Annotated in this window: 3 protein-coding genes and 1 pseudogene; all 4 read left to right on the top strand. The window is 47.4% G+C overall.

Annotated elements, in window-relative coordinates; all coding sequences use genetic code 11:
• Window positions 1-30: 30 nt before the first annotated feature.
• The 4 genes and pseudogenes from IQ268_RS31800 (at window position 31) to IQ268_RS32630 (ending at window position 4,420) form a co-directional block, all read left to right on the top strand.
• Complete coding sequence (locus IQ268_RS31800; RefSeq protein WP_193887462.1) at window positions 31-3,348, top strand: response regulator; 3,318 nt, start codon at window positions 31-33, stop codon at window positions 3,346-3,348.
• A gap of 61 nt (window positions 3,349-3,409) precedes the next feature.
• Window positions 3,410-3,904, top strand: coding sequence for a chemotaxis protein CheW (locus tag IQ268_RS31805; protein WP_193887464.1), 495 nt, complete (start codon window positions 3,410-3,412; stop codon window positions 3,902-3,904).
• 123 nt (window positions 3,905-4,027) lie between these two features.
• Window positions 4,028-4,210, top strand: a pseudogene (locus IQ268_RS31810) (IS701 family transposase); the annotation flags it as partial.
• Between the two features lie 81 nt (window positions 4,211-4,291).
• Window positions 4,292-4,420: a transposase gene (locus IQ268_RS32630; RefSeq protein WP_370584740.1), complete on the top strand. Its 129-nt coding sequence runs from the start codon at window positions 4,292-4,294 to the stop codon at window positions 4,418-4,420.
• Window positions 4,421-4,535: the final 115 nt, after the last annotated feature.

A 4,535-nucleotide genomic window follows, 5' to 3' on the forward strand; every position in this document is an offset into this window, starting at 1 on the left:
CCCTAACCCCCCATTCCCCACCCTGCCTTTATGCTCAATCGCACCATTCAAGAACAGGGCTACTCTTACTTCCTCACCGAAGCTCAAGATTTGCTGCAAGTCATTGAGCAGAACCTGTTGAGTTTGAGAGAAGAGCGCACACCTGCCAAAGTGCACAGCTTAATGCGAGCAGCTCATACGCTCAAGGGGGCAGCCGCCAGCGTTGGCTTTGAGAGCATTAAGACGATCGCCCACTCGATGGAAGATGTCTTCAAGGCATTCTATAACCCAGAGATAACGATCGACTTAGATCTAGAGTCGCTGTTGTTTGAGGCATATGAGTGTCTGCGGTTGCCGATTGCAGCGGCGATCGCAGACACCAACTGCAATGATGCTGAGGTTTTAAATCGTGCCAGTTTGGTATTCGCGCAACTGCAAACCAGGTTAGGCAGTTACTACAATCCAGACGCACCTATTCCCAGTTCGGCTGAGTTGGGGTTTGATATCACTCAATCTATTTTTGAAACTGGCGTGAGTGAACGGTTAAACCAGTTGGGCAACGTTTTGGCGACGGGGGATGCAGCCGCGATCGCCGATGTTTTACAAACGCAAGCAGAAGTCTTTGTTGGTTTAGCAGAATCACTCAACTTACCGGGATTTGGGGCGATCGCGCAGGCGGCTCTCAGTGCCGTCAATGCTCAACCAGAGCAAGCCACTACCATTGCTCAAGTTGCTCTAGCTGATTTTCGGCAGGGACAAGCTGCCGTGTTGGCGGGCGATCGAGTTCGGGGTGGTGAGCCATCTGTAGACTTACAGCAACTTGCGGAAATTGCGCCCATTCAATTAGCGACTGAGCCGATCCAATCACTTATTCATTTCGGATCGAGCCAACCTGCTGTCGCCAAATTCGTTAAAACCTGGAACCAAGTCCTGAAGTTTTTGAATCAACCTATTTGGGCAAAACCCAACAATGCCCAACAACCGTTGAAACTGCTCCCAACAGATTTTAATCCTGCTTCAGCGGATACAGGCTTGCTTGACTTCAATGGGCTGTCAGCAGAAGTCGAGATAGACGACTCTCTTAGTTCTATACCAGATTTTCCTGTGGGTTTAGAGCTTGAGGAATTTGTGAATCGTTTAAATGGGGCAGAAAAAGCGATCGCTCACCCATTTGCCGAGTTTAGCGGGCAAGTCAATGCACCTCAACTTGATCTATTAGAACAGCAGTTAGGAGAAACCAAAGAAAAAACGCTGCCGCTTGGTCACAATCTAGCGTCTCCATCAGTATCCCAATTCTCTAAAGATGTTGCTCCGGCTTCAACAACCGTTCGCGTTAATTTAGAACACCTGGAATCCCTCAGTCATTCTGTTGGCGAACTGCTGATCAATCAACATCGGCAGGCACTCCAGGACGATCACCTGCAAAAAAATATTCAAGAATTACTAGACGGGCTAAGACAGCATCAGCAAACTTTAACTAAGTTGTGTGATTTGGCTGATCGCACACTAGTTGTATCAGAAGGAAGACGAAGAAGTTATGAATTATCGTCTGTAAGGACTGCAAATTGGTCAGCCCAAGCCTCAGAGCCTTACTACATAGAAGCAAACTACAAAACTCAAAATTTATTTGATGCGCTCGAACTCGATCGCCATAGCGAACTGCATGTGGTGCTGCAATCTGCTTTAAAAGAAATGGTGCAACTAGAAGAAACGATGGAAATCGTTGATCTTTCAGTTAAGCAGTCCAGTCAGTCACTGAAGAAACAGGGGCGGCTTCTGAGCAACGTACGAGATGACTTGATGGAAGCGCGAATGATCCCAGTCGGGAATGTTTTGAATCGCTTACCTCGCGTGTTGCAACAGCTTATAGATGCACACGGTAAGAGGGTCAATTTACAGATCAAAGGCACTCAAGTACTCGTTGATAAAGCAGTTGCCGACAAACTTTTTGATCCACTATTACACCTGATCCGAAATGCGTTTGATCATGGCATTGAGCCGCCTGAAACTCGTCTTCAACAAGGAAAAGCTGAGATTGGTGAAATCGAAATTTGTGCTTATCAACAGGGAAATCGTACAGTAATTGATATCCGAGATGACGGGCGAGGACTGGATTTTCACCAGATCTGCCGTCGTGGTTTTGAACTCGGATTGTTAGCGTCTGATCAACCAGAACATTTCTCAAAAGCCGAACTGCTTAATCTGCTATTTGAACCTGAATTTTCTACAGCAACTCAGGTGAGTGAATTGTCGGGTCGCGGGGTTGGGCTGGATGTGGTGCGTTCTCAACTGCAATCGCTCAATGGCAGCGTCATCATCAAATCAGAATTGCATCAAGGAACCACGTTTTCACTGCAACTGCCTTTAACCTTAATGACTGCTCGCCTGTTGGTTTGTCAGGTGGGTCAGGCAGTCTATGCATTCTTATCAGATGAAATTGAAAAGATCCTGATTCCTCAAGCTGAGCAAGTAGAAACCTTGGCAGGTCGCAGCGTCTTTCAATGGCAGCAAGGACAACATCAGTATGCAGTACCCATCTGTCAGCTTTCCAGCTTAATTAGCTACAGCACGTCTCTACCCGACTTATCGGGTGGTGAACCTTCTCCTAAAGGGCTTTTGCGCCATGCTGCTGCTGCTACCCTCACAGCAGTGACCAATCCCTTACTCTTGCTAAAATGGCAAACCGGTTTTTTGGGAATTTCAGTGGATCAAATCATTGGCGAACAAGAACTGGTGATTAGACCGGCAGGAACCACGATCGCTCCACCCAATTATGTTTATGGATGCAGCATTTTGGGAGATGGACGGCTAACGCTGGTCATTGACGCGATCGTTCTGGCAAATCAGGTACTCGATCGGAGAGCGATGTCTCCAAGGGTTTTGCCAAAACAACAGCCAGTTCCACTATCTGCTTCTGGTTTATCTAGTAACGGTAAAGCTCCGGAATCCCCCAAAGCTCCGTCGTCTGCTTCCACTCTGGTTCGTCAGCGAGTACTCGTGGTCGATGACTCGGTAACGGTCAGGCAAACCCTAGCCAGGATGCTGCAAGAAGTGGGGTATCAAGTTGTGCAGGCACAGGATGGGATAGAAGCGATCGCCCACCTTCAGCAGTATCGCGACATTCAACTGATCACCTGCGATATTGAAATGCCTCGCCTGAATGGATTTGAATTTTTGATTCGCTATAAACAGGATGCTAGCCTGAGCCAGGCTCCTATTATCATGCTCACCTCCCGCAGTAGTGAAAAACATCGCCAACTTGCTCTTCAACTCGGTGCAACTGCTTATCTCACCAAACCGTATGTAGAACAAGAGTTACTCAATACGATCGCTCGACTTGTTGAAGGGAGAAATGAATGGAGAGTTTGAAATAGTTTTTAACCCTATTTCCTACTCCTCATACCCTGTTCGCCAATTCCTGGAGATGACTATGTATGTAGCTGATCAGAAAACAACAGAACCGATTAGAGTGATTGCGTTTGCGATCGCTGACTATCTTGTGGCACTGCCAATGGACGCTGTTCTCAAGGTGGTCAACTGTCCACCTCACCTGTACAAGGGTTGCAGCACTGTTGAGTTAGTTCATCTCGGTCATCACACCATCACCGTTGTTAACTTACACCGTCACCTTGCTACCGATAAATCTGATAGCTTGGTGAGTAGCAAGCTGTTTCTAGTCGTTATTCGCCCTTTGCAGATAGACGGAGAACTGTTTGCCCTCCTGGTAAACAATCCTCCTGATTTAATCGAGATTCCTCCTTCGGTGATTCGTCCGCTGCCGGAGTCTCGTCGGCAAGGACATCCACTCAGCGCTGCCAGCCACGTTGCTGTTCTGCCGAGGAAAGAAACAATGTTGACGATTCTCCTACTAGATATCGAACAGGTGTCCAAGATCATTACAGATAGTCCTGTTCCTGGTAGTTAGTGTTCTAGCTAAACAACGGGAGAACTAGAACGCAGTTCCAATCCTCCTGCTTACCCCTTGTTGGTCACTCTAAGGAGAAGAATTTAGGATGGAGATAGAGAGTTTTAGGATACTTTAGGATTTATGTCTGCTTCGAGAGAGGCTCGACCCACGATTCGTTTTGTCGATGAATATTGCCAACTGTGTCAAGTGCTATTTCCAGAAGTGCGACGCTTTGAAGCTCTCAAACTCCTACACTTGAGCCTGATCAGTGACATCAAGTGTAAGTTCTTGCCTGCGATCGCAAAAGCGGTTGGCTTAGAGGATGTTTGAAAAGTTCGTAAGGACGTAAAAAAGCTCACTCAGTGTAAGCTGCGAATTGCAACATACACAGCACCGAGCAAGCAGATGAGTAAAGTCTACCCTAGCGACCTGTCACGCAGCCAGTACGAATTCCTCAACGACATCCTTCCACCCGCCAAATCCGGTGGTCGTCCTCGTAGCGTTGCCATGTGGGCAGTGCTTAGGGCTTGTTAAAAAATAAGTTCACACTTTTGAGTCGAGTCCAGAGCGAGGCTTGATCGTGTAGTTCCAGTGAGGACAGATGCTTCGTTTGAGAATATTGAGAGATGCCATGTCTTGGTCTGAGACT

This window comes from Oculatella sp. LEGE 06141, from assembly GCF_015207605.1.
Classification (GTDB): domain Bacteria; phylum Cyanobacteriota; class Cyanobacteriia; order Elainellales; family Elainellaceae; genus Oculatella.

Coding starts and splice junctions, on each gene's coding strand:
- IQ268_RS31805 (WP_193887464.1), top strand. CDS start 3,410: ATGTATGTAGCTGATCAGAAAACAACAGAACCGATTAGAGTGATTGCG.
- IQ268_RS31800 (WP_193887462.1), top strand. CDS start 31: ATGCTCAATCGCACCATTCAAGAACAGGGCTACTCTTACTTCCTCACC.
- IQ268_RS32630 (WP_370584740.1), top strand. CDS start 4,292: ATGAGTAAAGTCTACCCTAGCGACCTGTCACGCAGCCAGTACGAATTC.